Origin of the sequence: Arthrobacter sp. zg-Y750, from assembly GCF_020907365.1 — a bacterium.
Taxonomy (GTDB): domain Bacteria; phylum Actinomycetota; class Actinomycetes; order Actinomycetales; family Micrococcaceae; genus Arthrobacter_B.
In genome coordinates this window covers 508,824-527,935 of sequence record NZ_JAJJOC010000013.1, presented here as the reverse complement: position 1 = coordinate 527,935, position 19,112 = coordinate 508,824, and the positions used below count along the sequence as shown (strand labels likewise).

General features: G+C 65.4%; 14 protein-coding genes. 8 read left to right on the top strand and 6 right to left on the bottom strand.

Annotated elements, in window-relative coordinates:
• Window positions 1–6: 6 nt before the first annotated feature.
• The gene (locus LOC57_RS10340; protein ID WP_229959525.1) at window positions 7–690 is read right to left on the bottom strand and encodes an alpha/beta hydrolase family protein; all 684 of its coding nucleotides are present in this window, start codon (window positions 688–690) and stop codon (window positions 7–9) included.
• A 296-nt stretch (window positions 691–986) separates the two neighbouring features.
• Between LOC57_RS10340 and LOC57_RS10335 the strand changes: the two genes are divergently transcribed.
• A complete protein-coding gene (locus LOC57_RS10335) occupies window positions 987–1,163 on the top strand; it encodes a hypothetical protein (RefSeq protein ID WP_227910886.1) in 177 nt (58 codons plus the stop codon).
• A 168-nt stretch (window positions 1,164–1,331) separates the two neighbouring features.
• A complete protein-coding gene (locus tag LOC57_RS10330; RefSeq protein WP_229959523.1) occupies window positions 1,332–1,985 on the top strand; it encodes a hypothetical protein in 654 nt (217 codons plus the stop codon).
• A gap of 949 nt (window positions 1,986–2,934) precedes the next feature.
• Here LOC57_RS10330 and LOC57_RS10325 read toward each other — a convergent pair.
• The gene (locus LOC57_RS10325) at window positions 2,935–6,198 is read right to left on the bottom strand and encodes an RHS repeat domain-containing protein (protein ID WP_229959521.1); all 3,264 of its coding nucleotides are present in this window, start codon (window positions 6,196–6,198) and stop codon (window positions 2,935–2,937) included.
• Window positions 6,199–6,638: 440 nt separating this feature from the next.
• Window positions 6,639–8,063 carry a type I glutamate--ammonia ligase gene (gene glnA / locus LOC57_RS10320; protein WP_227910888.1) on the bottom strand — a complete coding sequence of 475 codons (1,425 nt, stop codon included), beginning with the start codon at window positions 8,061–8,063 and terminating at the stop codon, window positions 6,639–6,641.
• Between the two features lie 248 nt (window positions 8,064–8,311).
• On the opposite strand from glnA, the gene LOC57_RS10315 reads away from it, so the two are divergent.
• On the top strand, window positions 8,312–8,752 hold the full coding sequence (locus LOC57_RS10315; protein WP_229959519.1) for an RDD family protein: 441 nt from the start codon (window positions 8,312–8,314) through the stop codon (window positions 8,750–8,752).
• Between the two features lie 37 nt (window positions 8,753–8,789).
• Window positions 8,790–9,887, top strand: a complete 1,098-nt coding sequence (locus tag LOC57_RS10310) for an NAD-dependent epimerase/dehydratase family protein (protein ID WP_229959518.1) — start codon at window positions 8,790–8,792, stop codon at window positions 9,885–9,887.
• A gap of 51 nt (window positions 9,888–9,938) precedes the next feature.
• Here LOC57_RS10310 and LOC57_RS10305 read toward each other — a convergent pair whose 3' ends face one another.
• The 3 genes from LOC57_RS10305 to lipB form a co-directional block, all read right to left on the bottom strand.
• Window positions 9,939–10,691 carry a DUF4191 domain-containing protein gene (locus LOC57_RS10305; RefSeq protein ID WP_227910891.1) on the bottom strand — a complete coding sequence of 251 codons (753 nt, stop codon included), beginning with the start codon at window positions 10,689–10,691 and terminating at the stop codon, window positions 9,939–9,941.
• A 93-nt stretch (window positions 10,692–10,784) separates the two neighbouring features.
• Window positions 10,785–11,789: a lipoyl synthase gene (gene lipA / locus LOC57_RS10300; RefSeq protein ID WP_227910892.1), complete on the bottom strand. Its 1,005-nt coding sequence runs from the start codon at window positions 11,787–11,789 to the stop codon at window positions 10,785–10,787.
• Window positions 11,786–12,511, bottom strand: a complete 726-nt coding sequence (lipB, locus tag LOC57_RS10295) for a lipoyl(octanoyl) transferase LipB (protein WP_229959516.1) — start codon at window positions 12,509–12,511, stop codon at window positions 11,786–11,788. Before lipB ends, lipA begins: the two co-directional genes overlap by 4 nt.
• 164 nt (window positions 12,512–12,675) lie before the next feature.
• Between lipB and LOC57_RS10290 the strand changes: the two genes are divergently transcribed.
• From LOC57_RS10290 to crcB, 4 genes are all read left to right on the top strand, one after another.
• Window positions 12,676–14,487 (top strand): protein kinase domain-containing protein, encoded by a 1,812-nt coding sequence (locus tag LOC57_RS10290; RefSeq protein WP_229959514.1) that lies wholly within the window; start codon window positions 12,676–12,678, stop codon window positions 14,485–14,487.
• A gap of 47 nt (window positions 14,488–14,534) precedes the next feature.
• Window positions 14,535–18,092, top strand: a complete 3,558-nt coding sequence (locus LOC57_RS10285) for a S41 family peptidase (RefSeq protein WP_229959512.1) — start codon at window positions 14,535–14,537, stop codon at window positions 18,090–18,092.
• Window positions 18,093–18,245: 153 nt separating this feature from the next.
• Complete coding sequence (locus LOC57_RS10280) at window positions 18,246–18,704, top strand: fluoride efflux transporter FluC (RefSeq protein ID WP_229959510.1); 459 nt, start codon at window positions 18,246–18,248, stop codon at window positions 18,702–18,704.
• A complete protein-coding gene (gene crcB, locus LOC57_RS10275; RefSeq protein WP_227910897.1) occupies window positions 18,701–19,078 on the top strand; it encodes a fluoride efflux transporter CrcB in 378 nt (125 codons plus the stop codon). The genes LOC57_RS10280 and crcB overlap by 4 nt, the downstream gene beginning before the upstream one ends.
• Window positions 19,079–19,112 lie beyond the last annotated feature (34 nt).

The window sequence follows — 19,112 nt, the reverse complement described above, 5'->3', positions numbered from 1 at the left end:
GACTGATCAGCCTGCGGGCTGATCAGCTGCCGGCAAGTGCGCCCGGACGAAGTCTGCCACCGGCCCTGCCAATCCGGCTCCGATGACGTCCGCCGGCCGTTTCTGCCCGCGGACTTCGAACGAATGGTTCCCGCCCTCAACACGCTGGATCACGGCATTGGGACCGATCCGTTCGGCGACAGGTTCGAGTTCGCCCGGCAGGGCAAACGGATCCCTTGTGCCCTGCAGGAACAGCATCGGCAGGGGAAGTCCGTACAGGTGGGCATCGCGCAGCTTCTCGGGCTTCCCCGGCGGATGCAGCGGATAACCCAGGTACACCAGCCCGGCGGCAGGCATTCCCTCTGCTACCGCCATGGACGCCATCCGCCCGCCGAAGGACTTCCCGCACGCCCACACCGGCAGATCGCCGCCGCGCGAAAGCGCTGCGTCCATGGCCGCCTTCCACGTCTCGACGGCTACCGGCGCCTTGTCCGGAAACTTCCTGCCCGCCTCCCGGTAGGGGAAATTGAAGCGGAGCGTGGCCAGACCGGCGTCGTTCAGCGCATCGGTGAATCCCGTCAGGAAGGGGTGCTCCATTCCGGCTCCGGCACCGTGCGCCACAACGACGACGGCGGCGGGCTGTGCAGGCCGGGCGAAAACCGCTGAAGGAACTGCTTCGCCAACGGAGAGAGACAACGGCTCGGGCTGCATGTGTCCTAATCTACTGCAGTCCCGGGCGTCTCCTCCTTGAGAGCGGGCGTCAATGCCTCTAGACTGGATAACGGACAGGATTTGAAGGCCAAGGCGCGCTTACCGGCGCCAGCGCACGTATAGATCGCATATGTAGATCGTATGTACACAGCGCAGCCTCTCCTGAAACCCCGCGGTCCGCCTTGGGCGACGAACCGCAGTCACCACTCCGGCGCTGAAGCCACACCAGAAGGAACCCGCCGGTGTTCGGCGTGCCCGGAGTTCCACCACATGCCTCTGAAGGGAGCATCAACTATATGTTGAAGCACGTCGCCGTGACGCGCACCAGGACCACCACTTCACGATTCACCGCACAGATCGCCGCTATCTCGGCCGCCTGCGCGCTGGTTGCCGGGGGAGTATCCGCAGCCGAAATCGGTATGCTGACCGCGGAACCGGCCCCGAGCCCGGTCATCGCCGAGGCATCCGCCTAGGACACAAGCAGCACACTGTGCAGCGCCTGCAGTACACGGGGCGCAACGAAGTCTCCGCCGTCGTTCCCGTACCGGGAATGGCGGCGTTTTATTTTGGGCTTTTCCGGTCCGTCGGCGGGCGCTCCTAGAATGGAGGGCACACAACCACTACATTCGCGCAGGAGCACCGTGCCCAGAGGCAAACACCATCCACCGCGTCCCAAGCCGGCCAACAGCGAGGGACTGCTCATCGCCAACGACCTGAAAAAGGAGCGCGGCTGGACGGACGGACAGATTAAGACTTTCCTGCCGGAACCGGATCAGACGGCGCGCAACCCGTTCTCCCGCAAGGCCGCGCCGATGAAGCTATACGCGCTCGAGCGCGTAGAAGCCCTCGAGGCTACCCCGGAGTACCGGAAGGCCCGCGAAGCCTCCCGCAACCGCCAGCTGGCCGCCCGGGAACGTGCCCTGGTGAAGAAGAAGGCCGCCGTCGGCGTCGCGCAGTCACTGGACCTGCGCATCGTCCCGGAGCCGTGGGAGAGCGTGCAGCGCAAGGCGATTGAACACTTCAACGGCCGGCTGCGCGGCAAGCAGTCTCCGGCGAGCATGTCCACTGCTCCGTCCCGGCTGAACCGGCTGACCGTGAACTACCTGCGCCACCAGCAGACCTCCTACGAGGCGGAGCTCAAGGAGTTCAAAGGAGTGGTGGGCGTTGGTGAAGCGTACCTGGTGGTCCGCAACCGGATCCTGGACCTGATCGCCGCTACCTATCCGCAGCTGGCCGCGGAGTGCGAACGGCAGAAGTTTGACGCCCCGGATCTGCCCGACGGCGTGACACTGTAGGACGGCGCCGGCGATCATCCTCTATCTGGAGCAGCACGACGGTCGATGGGAAGTCGTGTGACATCAATTTCAAGCCGTGGGATAACTGTTCGCTGTAGCCACCCTGATCTCCGGCCTACGATTTTGATTAGGCGGGCGGTCTGCCAATTGGTCGGCTCGGCCGTATCTCAGTGCCTATTATTAAACCGATCAGCGACCTGACAGTGGATTTGCACATCAGCTATAAGCGCAAAAATGCAACTCCACGTATCGTTCCTAGCCGTGCTCAGAAAAATAGAAATGCAGTCCGCGCCGCTACTATGAAGAGTATCGCGATAGTAGAATTCCGTGGGTGCAAGTCCGCGTTGGTGGATTATGGGTAATCGCGTGTACGAACGCCGTGACACCGCAAAGGCAACCGACGATCATCAATATTACCAACAGCGACCACATGGTCCCCCTTATGCTCAAGGGTTCATTTTAGAACACCAGTTATGGAAAATATTATGAGACACACTCCAAATGCGATACAGCCAAAGATAGGGAACATGAGAAGCGTGCCGGTTCCGTTTGGGTCCTCCACCGGTTTGCCAGGCACAAAAACCCGGAACCTGGAGTCAGCAAATCTACTTAGTCTTTCACGCTTGACAGTGCACTTCCGAATGGAAACAACAAAGACAGGGCGGGGCCGGAATCCCACGGAAGGTTCCGGCCCCGCTGTTTGTAAGAAATAGCGAATCTAGGATCAAGGTCAAAAATTATCGACGTCTAGATTGGTAGACGGTTCCCGCGATTGCGGCTACGCCGAGTAAGGCCATGGCTGCGTATAGCCAAGCCAAAGAACTAGTTCTTATCAAGGCGCTTGTTAAGAGCATCACAGAAAATATTGTGTATAAAGACATAGAGATAAGCCAAAGCCGACGGCCCAAAGTGTCTCCTTTCGACGGCCATACCTACCGCAGACGTAATCTTAATCAATTATCAGTGGAACGGGCGGTAGAGCTTGACGCGGATAAAAAGGATCGTCGCAAGCAACGACGGTGGACGTTCCCGCCGCTGCTCCGCCTATCAAGGCCAGGGACAGATTAATAGCCGCTCCTGCGCCGATTGGACCCGTCACGGGAATAGATGCGGCCGAAAACACGATAGCCGCAGCTGACACCAGCAGCGCTCCTTGAGAGAAAGCGCACTCGCCTGCCAGGAGACCGAGTGGGTCCGAGTTGTTGATTGGATCATTGGCGGAGTAAGCATAACGGTTGGCATTAGCTGGGTCCAGGGGCGCGTCCAAGGTGTCCATTTGGGTCCAGCGGCCGATGCCCGGGTTGTACCAGCGTTGTCCGTATTTTACCCAGCCGGTGGCCCGGTCTTGGAGCCCGATCTTGAAGGTGTACGGGTTCTGCGGCACACCCAGGCCCCCGGAGTCTTCGGTGAGGGTGGGCTTGCCGTAGGGGTCGTAGGCGTAGGCGAAGGCCACATACTTGCCGCTGGTGATCAGGGCGGCGGGGTTGCCGGTTCCGTCGTAAACGTAGAGGGACTGCATGCCGGAGCTGGTGCGCAGCATCAGCGGTTCACCGGTGACGGGGTCGTGTTCCACATAGGCGGTGAGGTTGTCCTTCTTCAACTGTTCGATCACCGGTTGGCCCTGGGCGTCCGTTCGGCCGTAGGTGAGCTGATAGGTGCCCTGAGGCGTGGTCTGGGACAGCAGCTCGTTCTGGGCTGGGCCTGCGTATTTGTAGGTGTAGGCCTTCCCGCCAACGGTGGCTGTCGTCATCTGTTCGGCCCCGTTGTATTTGTATGATCCGGCGGGATCGGCGGTGAGGTTCCCGGCGCCGTCGAAGGCGTACCCGGCGGTGGTGATTTGATTGGCGGCGTTCGCGGCCAGGGTTTGTGTGCCGGAGGGGCCGCCGGCGGTGAGCCGGTTGCCGCGGGCGTCGTAGGTGTAGGTGTAGGTTGCCGGGGATGGCCCGCCGTTGACAACTGCTTTGGTGAGCCGTCCTGCCCCGTCGTATGTGTAGGCGGAGACAGCCCCGGACAGGTTGTCCTTAATCCACTGGACCTTGGTGCGGTCCGAGGCGGGGTTGGGTGTGCAGTTAGGTGCCGTGGTGCCTGTGGTGTAGCAGTAGGACAAGTCCATCACCGGGGTGTTGTCAGTATTGCCCGGCCCGGTCTGGGCGGTGACGCGGGTGACCTTCCCAGCAGAGTCGTAGTCGGTGTGGGTGTGGGCGGCCCACCCGGTGCGGTCCTTGTTGGCCTGCAGCCAGGAGTCGGTACGCCTGCCTTTGTCATCGACAGCGAACGCGAGGGTCTTTTCCGTACCGTCCAGCAGATACTTCAAGGTGGCCGGCACCCCGGCGTCGTCGAACTCGTATTTGGTGGTGCCGCGGCTGTCGGTCGTAGCGACCAGGTTGGAGGCTTTGTCATATCCGTAGTCGATCGTTCCGCCGCCTGCGGAGTTGGCGCGCGAGGTGAGGCGTCCGAGCCGGTCGTAGGCGTAGGTGGTGGTGCCGGAGCCGTCGACGCGTTTGGTGGTCCGGCCGTCGGCGTTGTAGGTGTAGGTGATTTTCCCGGTGCCGTCGGAGAAGGATTGGGTGAGGATCCGGCCGAGGGTGTCGTAGGTGTAGGTGGTGGTGTTTCCGCGCCCGTCGGTGGCCGTTTTGGTTCGTCCCCATTCGTCGTAGGTGAAGTCCTTGGCGGCCAGGGAAGAGCCGGTCACCGGGGTGACCCGGGTGAGCTGGTGTTCGGCGTTATAGGTGTATTTGGTGGTGTTGGTGCCGTTGCCCGGTGCCTGGGCGGTGGCCACGGTGCCGTCGGCGTTGTATGTCAACGCGGCAGTGGCGGCGAGGGCATCGGAGGAGGAGAGCATGTTCCCGGACCCGTTGAAGGTGTAGGTGCTTTTGTTCCCGGCATCGTCGGTGCTGGAGGTGGCCAGGTACTTGGTGTTCGCTGCGGTGTTGCCGTATTCGGCCGCCCCCTTTGCGCCCGTTGCCGAGGATGAGCCGGTGAGGGACTGCCCGGTGTTGGCCCCGTAGGTGTTGGTGGTGGTTCCGGCACTGGTGCCGGTGCCCTGGGTTGCGGTGAGGGTGTCGAAGTCTGCGGTGTAGGTCCTGGAACGGGTACGTCCGGCCGCGTCCACAACGTTGGTGACCCGTCCGGTGCCGTCCAGGGTGTAGGTGGTGCGCGGGACGGCATTCACGGCGGCGGCCTGATCGGTATTCGGTCCGGCGAGCAGCACCTGGGTGGCCGAGACGTAGGAGAGCCTGGTGGTGGAATCGCCGGGAGAGCCGGCGCTGTCGTTCAGCTGCTCGATCTTCGTGACGCGGCCCTGGTTATCGTACGTGAAAGTCACTGCCGATCCCGTGGGTGAGGTGATCCGGGTCAACAGCGACCCGCTGTAACCGAACTTTGTGGATTTGCCGTTCACGTCCTGGTAGATGACCATGTTCTGGCTGTAGTCGTCCTTGCCGAAGGTCGCGGACCGGGTGTTGCTGCCAGCGGTCTGGCTGATTTTTTCGACCAGTCCGCTCTGGGATCCGTAGCTGACGGTGGCGGTGCGGGCCGCCTCGCTGGCCCGTGTGCCGACAATCTTCGTGGGACGGGCACCGTTGTAGGTCAGAGTCGTCTTGTTGCCGTTGCGGTCGGCCAGGGATACGGCTTTGCCGTCCGCGTTAAACGTCTGAACTTCGGCGGTGGTACGGGAGGTCAACGTGTAACCGGTGGCGGTCTTAACCAGGTCCGCTTTCACACCCGCCGGGGGAGTGAAAGCTGTGGTGGAACCGGAAACCGGGGTGAAGAGGGCGGAGTAGCCGTCCCCGGAAGTGAATAGAACACCTTTGGAAGTGGTGGAGAGGGTGCCGGCGGAAGCCAGGGCTAGATTCCAGCGCGGACTGGTGAACGACGATGCGTCGTCCGTGGAACGGGAGTTGTAAACCATGCCCAGGCTCGCGTCGCCGTTAATGCCGGGAAGGCTGAGGGCACCGATGGACACGGAGAGGTTGCCAGTTCCGACGTCGACTGAGGCGCTGACTGTATCGCTGACCGGGACTGGTAACGGGGTTGCCCCGGGACGGGACCCCAGGAGTCCTATAGTGTTCTGCGCCCCGGTTGATGCACCGGGAACGGCTAAGGGTGCGTAGGCCTGGACCGGGCCGGCGAAGCCCAGGACCAGGGCTGCGGCCGTTGCGGCGGCAGCGAGTGAGCCGGCTTTTTGGGCACGGCGGGATAGCGCTATTGACATGATGACCCCCGAGAAATCCGAGACTGACGCGGAGGCTGATTGCTCCGGTGAGTGCACGCAAAGCCTGGGGCATGTCCTTTGTCTGTAGCAGTGGAATACCCGTTTTCTCGCCGAAATACAGGTAGTTGCAGATTGTTGGAACTTCGAGGCAACGCCGGGAACGAAGGGGATGCGTCTCAATGACTTCGAGGAAATTTCTCACCGCACCTTCAGCACCAACCCCTATCTGCCTACTGGTGCGCCTCATTGTTGATTGCTTAAGGCCTCGATGTGAAAGTAGTTCCGCGGTGCCTGCGTCACGTCTCAGTGAAGGTGACACTGGATACTAACGGGCAAATGTTCCCGGATAAAGAAGAGTCCGCACGTGCAGCCCTCACCGAAGTGCTGGCCGCTCGTGCGGACTCCTTGCGGACTAAACCCCGTTTAGCCGCGGATTCCAGCTAGACGCCGTAGTAGAGCTCGAACTCGAACGGGTTCGGACGCATGGCCAGGGGCAGGATCTCGTATTCACGCTTGTACTCGATCCAGCTGTCGATCATGTCCTGGGTGAACACGCCGCCGGCCTGCAGGAACTCGTTGTCGTTCTCCAGGGCCACCAGTGCCTCTTCGAGCGAACCCGGAGCCTTCTGGATGTGCTTGGCCTCTTCGGGCGGCAGCTCGTAGAGGTCCTTGTCAATCGGGTCCGCCGGCTCAATGCGGTTCTTGATGCCGTCCAGGCCTGCCATCAGCTGGGCCGAGAAAGCCAGGTACGGGTTGGAGGAGGGATCCGGTGCGCGGAACTCGAGGCGCTTGGCCTTCGGGTTGGAACCGGTGATCGGGATGCGGATGGCAGCGGAGCGGTTGCCCTGCGAGTAGACCATGTTCACCGGGGCTTCGAAGCCCTTGACCAGGCGGCGGTAGGAGTTGACCGTCGGGTTGGTGAAGGCCAGCACAGCCGAAGCGTGCTTGAGCAGGCCGCCGATGTACCAGCGGGCCAGGTCCGAAAGGCCGGCGTAGCCCTTCTCGTCGTAGAACAGCGGCTCGCCGCCGTTCCACAGCGACTGGTGGCAGTGCATGCCCGAACCGTTGTCACCGAAAATCGGCTTCGGCATAAAGGTGGCGGACTTGCCCCAGGCGTCGGCGACGTTCTTGACGATGTACTTGAACTTCTGCAGGTCGTCAGCGGCGTGCGTCAGCGTGGTGAACTTGTAGTTGATTTCGGCCTGGCCGGCGCCGCCGACCTCGTGGTGGGCGCGTTCGACGGCGAGGCCCACGTTGTCCAGCTCGACGCTGATGGCGTCGCGCAGGTCGGCCTGCTTATCAACCGGGGCCACCGGGAAGTAGCCGCCCTTGTACGGGGTCTTGTTGCCCAGGTTGCCGCCGTCTTCCTCGCGGCCGCTGTTCCACGGTGCCTCGATGGAATCCACCTTGTAGAAGCTGCCCTTGGGGGCGGATTCGTACTGCACGTTGTCGAAGATGTAGAACTCGGCCTCGGAGCCGAAGAACGCAGTGTCGGCGATGCCGGTGGACGCGAGGTAGGCCTCGGCACGCTCAGCCACGCCGCGCGGATCGCGGTGGTACGGCTCGCCGGTGCGCGGGTTCACGATGGAGAAGTTCAGGGCCAGCGTCTTCTCGATGCGGAACGGATCCAGGAACGCCGTGGTGACGTCGGGGATGAGCTGCATGTCGGATTCGGCGATGCCCTGGAAGCCACGGATGGATGAGCCGTCGAACAGCTGACCGTTGACGAAGAAATCGGCATCTACGGTTTTGGCCGGCACGTTGAAGTGCTGCTGCACTCCGGGAACGTCGGTGAATCGGATGTCGACGAACTTCACTTGCTCGTCAGCGATGAACTTGAGGACTTCGTCCGCGTTCTTGAACATCGTTTCTGTGCTCCTATACAACTGTTTGGATGGAGGACCTCGGGCTGCAAGACCAAAGCTGGCGCCCGGTCCTTTGACCGTCCGGCGCAACACCTTGACCTTAGAAGGACCCGGTTTCCCGGCGGTGACACGTGTGTTTCCGGCACGTTACGCAGTCGGTGGTCTCCCTTCCACCCTATCCGCAACTGTCCGGGGCAGTGATAATAGGAGGTTTATTTACGGCCCGGCCACCCGGGTAGTCTTTAACCGTGGTCGATAGAAGCGATATAGGTTCCTGGCTGCAAGGCCCTCCCTCCGACGAGAGCACCTGGCCGGGCAAGGGCCTTGGCCGGCCCCGGACGGGTCCGGGTTCAATAGCCCGCGTAGGGCCACGCCTGGGCGCGCTGGTCATTGACTGGGCCATCGCTTCCCTGATCGCCTACTGGCTTTTCGGCGGTGACGACTTCGCGATCCTCGGCATCTTCGCCGTCGAACAGATAGTCCTGGTCAGCCTGCTCGGCTACAGCATCGGCCACCGTGTGTTCAGCCTGCAGGTGCAGAAAATGGACGGCCGGGCCGCGGGTATTCCGGCCGGCATTGTCCGCACCCTGCTGCTGTGCCTGGTGCTCCCGGCTGTTGTATTCGACGCCGACCAGCGCGGACTGCACGACCGTGCCATGGGAACCGTCCTGGTGAAGGTTAAACACTAAGCTTTCCTTTTCCGCATGCCTGCGGCAGGCTCGGGGCATGAAGCTCCTTATTCTCGGCGGCACCGCCTGGCTTGGACACCGCACCGCACTGGCCGCCGCGGCGGAAGGACATGAGGTCACCTGCGCAGCTCGCGGCATCTCCGGCGCCCCGCCGTCCGGGGCCGCGTTCCTGTCGATTGACCGCGACGCCGACGGCGGCCTGGCGGAAGCGGCAGGGCAGCGGTGGGACGCGGTCATCGACGTGTCCCGGCAGCCCGGGCAGGTCCGGCGGGCCGTGCGGGACCTGGCCGACGCGGCGGACTTCTACGTATTTGTCTCCACTGGGAACGTCTATGCCAGCCAGAAGGAGTACGGGCAGGACGAAGACGCACCGCTGCTGCCACCGCTGGCGTCCGACGTCATGGAGTCCATGGAGAGCTATGGCCCGGCCAAGGTGGCCTGCGAGCAGGCCGTAACGTCCGGGTTCGGCCCGTCGCGGCGGGCGATCGTGCGGGCGGGGCTGATCGGCGGTCCCGGCGACCACTCCGGGCGCAGCGGATACTGGCCGCTGCGCTTCGCGCATCCCGCCGACGCCGGCGGCAGGGTCCTGGTGCCCGACGCCGGCGCGCAGCCCACACAGCTCATTGATGTACGCGACCTCGCCCAGTGGCTGGTGGACGTGGCCCGGGAACGCACCGCGGGGATTTTCAATGCCGTGGGGGATACCGTTCCCCTGGCGCAGCACTTGGCGGCCGCCGCCTCCGCCGCAGGCCCCGGAATACCGCTGCCGGAGCACGAACCGGCAAGCACCGGTGCGGCCGGGGAGAAACAGGGCAGCGCCGTCGCCGTCGCCCAGCAGTGGCTGCGTGAGCAGGGTGTGGGGGAATGGTCCGGTCCCCGCTCGCTCCCGCTGTGGCTGGAAGATCAGGACTGGCAAGGCATGAATGCCCGCTCGAATGCGCGGGCGCGCCGGGCAGGGCTGACGCTCCGGCCCCTGGAGCAGACCCTTGCGGACACACTGGCCTGGGAAGAGAACGAAGGCATCGACCGGCCCCGCGGCGCCGGTCTGTCCGGCAACGAAGAGCGGGAACTGCTGGCGCGCCTTGATGCTGGCCCAGGCGCGGTCACGGCTGGACGGGGAAAGGCCGAGTCCTAGGCCGGATACAACAAAAGGGCCCCTCGAGAGGGGCCCTTTTGGTAGGAACGGCTAGCGTCCGCGGGTAGCCTTGCGGTCCGGGCGGGCACGGTAGGGGTCAATGCCCTTGGGGATCGGCAGCCGGGTTCCCAGTGCGGAGAGACGCTGGTTGACGGCGGCGACTTCCTGCTTGGTCAACTGCTTGGGCAGCTTCTTGGCCGTGGGGGCCACCTTGGCCAGGGGGACCTGCCCTTCACCGTTTCCGGTCTGGATGACGGTGACCGGAACCTTGGGGGCGATGCGGTTCATGCGCCGGCGTTCGCCGTCGGCCAGTGCACGGGCGCGGGTCGGGGAGCCTTCGGTGACCAGGACAATGCCGGGACGGCCAATGGCGCGGAACACCGCTTCCTGGGTGCGCGGGTTGACCGCAACGGGCTGCTCTTCGAGGATCCAGCCGCGGCGGAGCACACTCAGGGCTGCACCGGAGGCACCGGGCTGTCCTTCGATCTGCGAGAACGCCGCCCGCTCTGCGCGCCGGGACAGGATGAACACCGCGGCGAGCAGGCCAAGCGGGATGGCGATGATCAGCAGTGTGATCCAGTTGTCGATGAGCAGGCCGATCAGCAGGCCCACGGCGATGATGCCGAAGAAGGCACCAAGCATCAGCCATACAACGTTCGGGTCATTCCGGCGGGTCATCTTGAAGATGTCCACCATCTGCTTCATGCGCCCCTGCTTCTTGGGCTTCTTTTCCCCCTTCGGCTTGCGGGAAAAGGCGCCCTTGCGGGGGGTCTGGGATGCGTCGGAATCAGTGCTTTTGGCCATAATAAGTCAATTCTACGTGATGCGGGCGTGCTGTATTGAAGGGCGTGCGGATGTGACACGCGCCGTGGTGCAACGGTATGCGGGGCGGGTGCCTCAGCTGCGGGCGAGGATGGAGGAGGCTTCCTGCAGGGTGGTGCCGGAATCCTCGATGTGTGCCAGCTGCGGGGGCAGTTCCCGGCCCTTGCGGCGCATTGCTCCGGCCCACAGCCGGCCGGCGCGGTAGGAGGAACGGACCAGCGGACCGCTCATCACGCCCAGGAAGCCCAGTTCCTCTGCTTCGGTACTGATGTCCACGAATTCCTGCGGCTTGACCCAGCGGTCCACCGGGAGGTGGCGTTCGCTGGGGCGCAGGTACTGGGTGATGGTGAGCAGGTCGCAGCCGGCATCGCGCAGGTCCTTCAAGGCACCGGAGACCTCTTCGCGGGTCTCGCCCATGCCCAGGATGAGGTTGGACTTGGTCACCATGCCCATGTTCTGGCCCTGGGTGATCACATCCAGGGACCGCTCGTACCGGAATGCGGGCCGGATGCGCTTGAACAGGCGCGGCACCGTTTCGACGTTGTGGGCGAAGACTTCCGGCTTCGCCTCGCAGATATCGATGATGTGCTCCACCTTGCCGGAGAAGTCGGGAATGAGGATTTCGACGCCGGTGCCCGGGTTGAGTTCGTGGATCTTGCGGATCGTCTCGGCGTAGAGCCAGACACCTTCGTCTTCCAGGTCATCCCGGGCCACGCCCGTCACCGTGGCGTAGCGCAGGTTCATCTGCTGCACCGAGCGTGCCACCTTGAGCGGTTCCATCCGGTCCAGGGCGGAGGGCTTGCCGGTGTCGATCTGGCAGAAGTCGCAGCGCCTGGTGCATTCGGACCCGCCGATGAGGAAGGTGGCCTCGCGGTCCTCCCAGCACTCGAAGATGTTCGGGCACCCGGCCTCCTCGCAGACGGTGTGCAGGCCTTCCTTCTTCACCTGCTTCTTCAGTTCCACGAATTCCGGGCCCATGTTCACTTTGGCCTTGATCCATTCGGGCTTGCGTTCCACCGGGACGGCGGCGTTGCGCTGTTCGATGCGCAGCAGGCGGCGTCCTTCAGGGGCGAGGGTCACAGCAGGGCTCCTTTCGGCCGGCCGTCGGCAGGGATGGCGCCGCGGCCGGGGAGTTCTGTCGGGGTGGTGCCGGTCAGTTCCGCCGTACGGGCGGCAAGCTCGGACTCGATCCGGTCAACGACGTCGGCCGGAGACACGGTCCTGCCGGTTTCGGCGCTGATGGAGGTGGTGCCGGCGTCGGTAATGCCGCAGGCAATGATCTGGCTGTACGGAGAAAGGTCGTTACTGCAGTTCAGGGAGAAGCCGTGCATGGTTACGCCTTGGTGGACGCGGATGCCGACGGCGGCGATTTTGCGGTCCGGGGTGCCGAAGGGCTGCCCGTCTCCGCGCAGCCACACTCCCGAGCGGCCCTCGATCCGGGTGCCGGTAATCCCGTATTCCTGCAGGACGGCGATGACGGCGGCCTCCAGGGCCGCAACGTATGCCTTCACGTGGGCCGGATCGGCCAGGCGCAGGATCGGATAGCCCACCAGCTGGCCGGGGCCGTGCCAGGTGAGTTTTCCGCCGCGGTCCACGTTGATCACGGCAGTTCCGTCAAACGGGCGCTCATGCCGTTCGGTACGGCGCCCCGCCGTGTATACCGGGGTGTGCTCAAGGAGCAGGACCGTATCGGGGGAAGAACCCTCAAGGACCTGCCGGTGCAGCTGCTGCTGGAGATCCCAGCCTGCTGAATAATCCACGTAGTGCGGAGCCAGGCCTACGCGGGTGAACTCCAAAGCCATGGGGCCTAGCCTAAACCCCCGCAGACGTAATGTGGACCACATCCCCGACGGCGGCGCAGGCGGAGGTTCCGCGCGGCTGCGGCAGGCCCCGGCCCGGCCCCCGGGGGCGACTACCTTGTGGATAACCGGCGTGCCCGTCCGGGGCAGGTTAACACTTGGGTGCCATGGACACCACGCCCAATGACGGACGCCCAGGCGTACCGCCGCATGAGACCTTTTCCCCGGAAGCCGGCACCGATGCCCCGGGCCGCACCGCTCCTGCTGTACGGGGGTTCTCCGTGGACCGGCTGCTTGGAACGGGCGGCAGCGGTGCCGTCTGGCTGGTGCGCGACGCCGCCGGCTCGGCCTTTGCCCTTAAGGTCCCGGCCGGGGCGGGACACCACGGGTTTGAAGCCCGGCGGGAAGTGAACGTGCTGGCCCGGATGGAGCATCCGCATCTGGTCCAGCTGCACGGGGTGGCCGAGACCGACCAGGGTGAGGGGCTGCTGGTGGGGTATGCCGCCGGAGGCAGCGCCGCAGCCCTGGTCGCTGCCAGGGGACCGGTTCAACCCGGTGAAGCAGTCACTGTGCTGGTCGGGATTGCCGGGGCGCTGGGCTACCTCCATGCGCGCGGGGCAGCGCACGGAGATGTTTCTCCGGCCAACATCCTGTTCACGGCCGAGGGCAAGCCGCAGCTTGCCGACTTCGGCCAGGCGCGCCTGCTGGGAGAGCCGGGAACCTCGGCGCCGGCCACCCCGGGGTTCGAAGCGCCGGAGGTTGGCGGCAGCCGCCAGAGGCAGCGCTCCCGGCAAAGTACCCTCGGGGCAGCCGCCGATGTTTATGCGCTCGCCGCCGTGGGCTGGTTCCTGCTCACCGGCAAGCCTCCTCCGCCTGTTCGGGACCGCCCGCCGCTGTCGATTCTGGTTCCCGGGGTGGGGCGGGAGCTGCCCGCCCTGCTGGAGGCGGGACTCTCGGAGGACCCGGGCGTGCGTCCCGGGGCAGACGAGATGGCGGCATGGGCCTACCGCGGCGCCCGCCCGCTGCCGGTGGACCTGGTGGCTTCCGCCCACCCCGAGGTGCGCCCGGACCTGCTGACCCGGCGGACAGGTTCGGCTGCCCGTGCAGGCGGAACGAAGAAGGGCCGGGGAAGGCGCCCCCAGAAGGAGCCCAACAGGGAGGGGGAGCGGAACAGGGGAAGGGGCCGCATCAGCGGGAGGGGTACGCGGCAGTTCCGGCGGCCGCTTCCTCCGCACCGGCGCAGGTCGGCGGGCACCTTTGTCCGCGTTGCTGCCACTGTCCTGGTGGCTGCAGTGCTTCTGCTGGCCGGAGTGGCGCTCGCAGCGCCCGACCTTCTCCAGGTAGAAACCAACCGGTCCGCCGGGCCGGCCAAGGATGCTCCCGTGGAACCGCGGCCGGACCGCGGCAGCGGCGAGGGCGCGGAAACCCGTACAGAGGATGTTGGGCACGGCAATCCGGACGGAGCCTCCGGCGATGACACGGGTTACGGTGCGGCCGGGCAGGGGAGGGGAGAGGCGCAGGGGATGCAGGGGGAGCAAACGCCGGCAGTGGAGGTCCTGCTGGCCACGGCTGCTGCCGCCGATCCGGCTGAGGCGGTCCCGGCGCTCGCCGAGCTGCGCGCCCGGGCGTTCCGTACAGGCGACCCGCGCCTGCTGGCCCATGTGGACGCACCGGAATCGCCGGCTTTGTCCGCAGATGAGGAACAGGTGGGCAGGCTGGCCCGGGACGGACAGGCCCTGCGGGGTCTGGAGATGCAGGCAAGTGTGCTGGCTCCGGACACCCCCGCTGCCGGCGGATCCGCCGCGCCGGCTGAGGTCACGGTGCAGTTGCGGGTCAGGTTGGAGGTTTCTGCCTACCAGCGCGTGGGCAGGGACGGTTTGGTCCTGGAAGACGCATCCGCCCGGCAGCAGGAAGTGGTGCTGGTGCTCGTGCAAAGCGGCGGCACTTGGAAGATCAGCACCGTCCTCGGCACGGATTAGGCAGGTTGCTGCCGGATCTAGCGTGAGCTGAAAGATAGGATCGGTCTATGAGTCCAACTGCTTACCTTCGTTACCCAGACCTGCACAACGCCCTGGTCACCTTTGTGGCGGAAGACGATGTATGGATGGCTCCCGTCGCCGGCGGCCGGGCCTGGCGGGTGTCCGCCATGGGGCTGCCGGCCCGCAGCCCCAAGTTCTCCCCGGACGGCACCCGGCTGGCCTGGCAGGCAGTGCAGGGCGGCGCGCCGGAAATCGTTACGGCCAATACCGACGGCGGAGACTTCCGCCAGCTGACCTACTGGGGCAGCCAGAGCACGCGCCTGAAGGGGTTCAATTCCGCCGGACGGGTCATCGCGACCACGTCCGTGGAGCAGGAGGACAACCGGCTCCGCTGGGCCTTCGAAGTTCCATTGGACGGTGCGGCGCCCGTCAAACTGCCCTACGGTCCGGTGGAAACGCTGGCCCAGGGCCCCGCCGTCGGTGATGAACGCCCGCTGGTGATCGGCAGCATGCTCACCCGCGAGCAGGCCTGGTGGAAGCGCTACCGCGGCGGCACCGCAGGCAAGCTGTGGATTGATGCCGACGGCAACGGCGAGTTCGAGCGCCTGGTGCCCGAACTGGACGGCAACCTTTCGGACCCCATGTGGATCGACGGCCGCGTTGTCTTCCTCTCCGACCACGAGGGTTACGGCAACCTCTACTCCGTGACGCCGCAGGGAACGGACCTCCGCCGCCACACTGACTTTGAAGGTTTCTACGTCCGGCACGCGTCCTCGGACGGCAGCCGCATCGTGTTCGAATCCGCCGGCCGCATCTGGCTCCTGCCGTCGCTGGATGCCGAAGCGCAGCCGCTGGACATTGTCCTCGGTTCGGCAGGCACCGCACGGCGCCCCCGGCCGCTCGACGCTGCCAAGCACCTCGCCGAAGCCGTGCCGGATGCCGCAGGCAACGCGAGCGTGGTGGAAACCCACGGCACGCTGCACTGGCTTGCCCACCGGGACGGACCCTCCCGTGTTATCGAAGCGGACTCCTCGGTGCGTGCCCGGCTCGGCCGGCCGCTGGGAGATTCCCGTGCGGTGTACGTCAGCGACCGTGACGGCGAAGAGGCCGTCTACATTCGAAACGTTTTCGAGGACCTTCCGGCTGCCGGGACAGCGGGCCGCAAGGGAACCGAATCGGCGCCGGCGGCGGACACGGCCAGCGGGCTTGTCCTTCCGCGCCCGGTTTCCGCAGCGGGAACGGGCCGCACAGCAGCCGCCACGCCGGTCGCCTCACCGGTTGACGATCACCAGGGTGAGACGCCCGAGCCCGGCGATTCCGGCCATGCTGATTCGCCGGCCGGAACGGCACGCATCGAATTTGACCGCCCCACCCGCGTCAGCCAGCTGGCGGCCAGCCCGGACGGCAACAGCGTGGGCGTTGCCACCGAATACGGCGAAGTCTTCCTCCTGGACGTCCGGACCGGGGAACTGCACCCGGTAGCCTCCTCTGATTTCGGCGCAGTGGATCACCTGGCATTCTCCCCGGACTCGCAGTGGCTCGCGTGGGCGGAGCCGGCCAGTGCGGGCGGTGGGCGGTCCCGGATCCGGCTGCGGTCTGTCAGCAGCAGCAGCGAAGCGGGGATCATCGACGTCACGGACGGCCGCTTCAGCGATCATGACCCGGCCTTCACCCAAGACGGCAAGTACCTGGCCTTCCTGTCCGAACGCAGCTTTGACCCGGTATATGACACACACCGGTTCGATCTGAGCTTCCCGTCCTCCACCAAGCCCTTCATGGTCGCCCTTGCCGCCGGCACGCCGTCGCCGTTCGGTCCGGCGGTGTCCGGCGGAACACCCGCAGCAGAGGAAACCAGCGGCAGCGAAGAGGAGAACCAGCCGGTCCCTGAAGTCCGGGTTGACGCTGAACGCATCGCCGACCGCATCATTGCCGTACCGGTGCCGCAAGGCCGCTACGAAAAGCTCCGCACTGCCGGGAATGCCCTCCTGTGGCAGGCCACGGACATCTTCGGCGTCACAGGTGACGGCCGGGCTACGTCTGCAGACAGGGAACCGGCATCACGGCTGGAACGGTTCGACCTTGCCAAGAAGGACGTGTCTGTCCTGGTACCCGCACTGGATACCTACGAAGTCAGCGCTGACGGTTCGCGGCTCGTGCTGCAGCACGAGGGGAACCTCCGCGTGGTCCCGACCGCTTCCCGCGTGGAGGAAGACTCAGCAGACAACGTCCGGGTAGACCTGGGCCGGATCCGGGTACGCATTGACCCGGTCAAGATGTGGGGCCAGGCCTTTGACGAGGCATGGCGGCTGCAACGCGACTTCTTCTGGGCCCCGGACATGGCCGGGATTGACTGGGAAGGCGTCCGGGACCGCTACCGCCCGCTGGTGCAGAACCTCGGCAGCCACGATGACTTGGTTGACCTGCTCTGGGAAATGCACGGTGAACTTGGTACCTCCCACGCCTATGTCACCCCCGCTCCTGCAGCGGAGCCCGGCTCCGGCGCCCAGGGCTTCCTGGGTGCGGATCTGCGCCCGGCAGCCGGAGGCTGGGAAGTGGTACGGATCCTGGCCGCCGAGTCTTCCGACCCGCAGGCGGTCTCGCCGCTGAGCGCCCCGGGTGCCGATGTCCACCCCGGAGACATCATCGCCGCAGTGGACGGCGTTCCGGTTCCGGCGGACCAGGGACCGGCTGCCCTGCTGGCCGGTGCTGCCGGCCGCGCCGTGGAGCTGACAATCGTCTCTGCGTCCGCGGACGGCGAGGCACCCGGACAGCGGCGCATCGCCGTCGTTCCGCTGGCCTCGGAAGAGAGGCTGCGTTACCAAAACTGGGTCAGCGCCAACCGGCATACTGTCCGGGAGGCCTCCAACGGCGAGTTCGGCTACCTGCATATCCCGGACATGGTGGCCAACGGCTGGTCCCAGCTGCACCGTGACCTTGATGAGGAAGCCTCCCGCAAGGCGCTGGTGATCGACGTCCGCCGCAACCGCGGCGGCCACACCTCGCAGCTGGTTGCCGAGCAGATCGGACGGAAGGTCACGGCATGGGAAAACCCGCGCGGCGGCCAGCCTTCCACTTATCCGGCGCACGCACCGCGCGGACCTGTAGTGATCCTGACAGATGAGTTCGCGGGTTCCGATGGCGACATCATCACCCAGACCTCGAAACTTCGGGGGATCGGTCCGGTTGTCGGCACCCGCACCTGGGGCGGTGTGGTCGGCATCGACGGCCGGTTCAAACTGGTGGACGGAACCGCAGTGAACCAGCCGCGTTACGCCTACTGGTTTACCGGCGGGGTGGGCTGGGGAGTGGAGAACCGCGGCGTGGAACCGGACATCGAGGTGGCCTTCCCGCCGCACGCCTACGTTGCAGGCGACGATCCCCAGCTTGAGCACGGCGTGGGAATCCTGCGGGAAATGCTCACTGAACTGCCCACGGACCAGCCTCCGGCCCGGGAAGGCTATCCCGTCCTCCAGCCCGCACCCCTGCCGCCCCGGCCGCAGGGCCGGCAGGGGGAGCGGCCGCAGGACGACGGCGGCCTGTCCATTCCGGCACCGGTGTCCGCAGGCGCGGCAGGTAATGACGGTGCCAAGGACAACCGGCACTAACGGCGTCGAAGGGCCTGGACTTCAATACGCAGTCCGGGCCCTTCCGGCGTTGAAGGCGTGGGGGCGTAGGAGTAGCCTCGCAAAGATGGGCATTTCCCGCGATTTCCCCAAGCAACCAGCCGTCGCTGGCACCGCTCAAGATGGGAGCAAGGAATGAGTACCGGAATCCGCCCTTCGTATCTGCGCTGGGGGCCCATAGGGCTTGTTGCCCTCGGCGGCGCAGCGGGTGCCGCGAGCCGCGAGGGTCTGAGTCTGGTGATCCCGAATCTCGGCTCGGTGCCGGTGGCGATCCCGATCATCAACGTGGTGGGTGCGTTTCTGCTCGGCTACCTCTACGAGGCGGTCACCCGTCTCGACAAGGCGCGTCCGACCGGTGCGAACCTCAAGCTGCTGCTGGGCACCGGTTTCTGCGGTGGCTTCACCACCTACAGTTCGCTGGCCACTGACACCGCTGTGCTCTTTCGCGACGGGTTACCCTGGCCGGCGGTGATCTACGCCCTCGGCACGGTGCTGGTGGGCGCCTGCGCCACCTGGGCGGGCATCGCCATTGCGACTGCTGTCAATAACCGCTCCGGCCAACACCGCAAAGATGAGCAGGAGGACGCTACATGACTCCCGGAATTTTCCTGCTGCTGGCGCTTGCCGGCGGGGTTGGGGCCACGGTGCGGTTCGTCGTGGACGGACTTATCCGCGCCCACTCCAACACGCGGTTTGCGTGGGCGACGACGATCATCAACGTCTCAGGTTCCCTCGTGCTGGGCTTCCTCACCGGCCTGACCATCGCGCGCTTTGTGTCTACCGACTTCAGCATCGTGATCGGAACCGGGTTCCTCGGCGGCTACACCACCTTCAGCACGGCGAGCTACGAGACTGTGCAGCTGATCAAAAAGGGCCGGTACGGGGCGTCCTTCATCAGCGGCGTGGTGATGCTCGTACTCTCCGTTGCGGCCGCGGCGATTGGACTCTGGATCGGCGCTGCCCTGTAGCACCCGTCCTGGATCCGGCCCTATGGTGGGCCGT

Coding starts and splice junctions, on each gene's coding strand:
- LOC57_RS10340 (WP_229959525.1), bottom strand. CDS start 690: ATGCAGCCCGAGCCGTTGTCTCTCTCCGTTGGCGAAGCAGTTCCTTCA.
- LOC57_RS10335 (WP_227910886.1), top strand. CDS start 987: ATGTTGAAGCACGTCGCCGTGACGCGCACCAGGACCACCACTTCACGA.
- LOC57_RS10325 (WP_229959521.1), bottom strand. CDS start 6,198: ATGTCAATAGCGCTATCCCGCCGTGCCCAAAAAGCCGGCTCACTCGCT.
- glnA (WP_227910888.1), bottom strand. CDS start 8,063: ATGTTCAAGAACGCGGACGAAGTCCTCAAGTTCATCGCTGACGAGCAA.
- LOC57_RS10310 (WP_229959518.1), top strand. CDS start 8,790: ATGAAGCTCCTTATTCTCGGCGGCACCGCCTGGCTTGGACACCGCACC.
- LOC57_RS10305 (WP_227910891.1), bottom strand. CDS start 10,691: ATGGCCAAAAGCACTGATTCCGACGCATCCCAGACCCCCCGCAAGGGC.
- lipB (WP_229959516.1), bottom strand. CDS start 12,511: ATGGCTTTGGAGTTCACCCGCGTAGGCCTGGCTCCGCACTACGTGGAT.
- LOC57_RS10290 (WP_229959514.1), top strand. CDS start 12,676: ATGGACACCACGCCCAATGACGGACGCCCAGGCGTACCGCCGCATGAG.
- LOC57_RS10285 (WP_229959512.1), top strand. CDS start 14,535: ATGAGTCCAACTGCTTACCTTCGTTACCCAGACCTGCACAACGCCCTG.
- LOC57_RS10280 (WP_229959510.1), top strand. CDS start 18,246: ATGAGTACCGGAATCCGCCCTTCGTATCTGCGCTGGGGGCCCATAGGG.
- crcB (WP_227910897.1), top strand. CDS start 18,701: ATGACTCCCGGAATTTTCCTGCTGCTGGCGCTTGCCGGCGGGGTTGGG.